3 protein-coding genes are annotated in these 1,027 nt (G+C 59.1%); 1 reads left to right on the forward strand and 2 read right to left on the reverse strand.

The annotated features are described in order from the left end of the window. The coding region (locus tag NKI72_RS35160) for a DUF1236 domain-containing protein (RefSeq protein ID WP_352852278.1) at nt 1-107 on the forward strand (107 nt) is incomplete at its 5' end. A gap of 248 nt (nt 108-355) precedes the next feature. On the opposite strand, the gene NKI72_RS35165 is transcribed toward NKI72_RS35160, so the two are convergent. Further along, a complete protein-coding gene (locus NKI72_RS35165; protein WP_352852275.1) occupies nt 356-616 on the reverse strand; it encodes a hypothetical protein in 261 nt (86 codons plus the stop codon). A 198-nt stretch (nt 617-814) separates the two neighbouring features. After that, nucleotides 815-1,027: hypothetical protein (locus NKI72_RS35170; protein WP_352852277.1), on the reverse strand; the 213-nt coding region annotated here is incomplete at its 5' end.

A 1,027-nucleotide genomic window follows, 5' to 3' on the forward strand; every position in this document is an offset into this window, starting at 1 on the left:
TCGAGCTTCATGAAGTCCCCAACGTCAAATACCGCTACGTCGTCGTCGACAACCAGACCGTCCTGGTCGATCCAGGCACACGCAGGATCGTGAAGATCATCGAGTGAGCAAGCGCGTCGCTTTGAAGGGACATGCGGCGACGTTGAGCGACAATGAAGTACCGCACCGACACCGTGGCTACTGGCCATCGTGGCAAGACAACGGTGCGCCTGACAAGGCCGGGGATGACCAAAGCCCCGCTCCGGCGTTGGGGCGAGGGCGGGGGACGCTTTGGCCGGAGCGGGGTTAGGCTAGGTAGTCACCTCGTGGCAAGCAAAGGCGACCGCAGTTAAGACTAGCGGATTTTGTGGCGCTTTCAATATTTCAATATCCGTGACTGGGTGCCTATCGCCTCAGCGGCGCTGGTAAGAAAGCGGGCTTCTCGCAAGAGCGAGTTCCAGTTGAGGTTGCCCAACAGGTTGATGAGATCGCGCGCCTGTTCGACGGTGATCCCCGTTTCTTTGACCAGCCGCAGAATGACCGAGTCGTGCATCGGCGGTGGATTGGCGACTTCGCCGGCATCGTAGAACCTTCCAGCGGGAGCCCAAATCATCGGGACGAGGTAGAGCGTCTGCATTAATAGGCAAGAAGGCCATTCTACAAGCGGACGTTTGTACCCACTGCACTCAACCGGCTGGGTGATTAGCATGAGGCTTAGGCTGCGGTGCATGAGCACGCGGTAGCTGCGCAACCTTCGCTATACCAGCGCACTCGGTCGTGCGCATTGGCACGCTGGCATGTGCATCGGTGGCGGCAACCGGCAGGGTGGGTGGTTTCAGAGATTGAGTGCCGAAAAGGTCAGGAATAAATCGGGAGCGACTGTTCCCGCGTTGTCCTCGACACGCTTGCCCTCCGCATCCGTCCCTTTGATCTCGGTAGTCCACGCGTCGGTTGGCGCCGATTGCTGGCGGATTTGATATAAGCCTATTTGGGCCGGCGTGCGGCAGCGATGGCCTGCAACAGATTGATGCTGTTCACGTCGGGTTCG

Source organism: Mesorhizobium sp. M0437 (assembly GCF_040321335.1).
GTDB lineage: Bacteria > Pseudomonadota > Alphaproteobacteria > Rhizobiales > Rhizobiaceae > Mesorhizobium.

What these genes read in the sequence shown, in the direction of transcription:
- NKI72_RS35165 (WP_352852275.1), bottom strand. Translation starts at nt 616, where the DNA reads ATGCAGACGCTCTACCTCGTCCCGATGATTTGGGCTCCCGCTGGAAGG.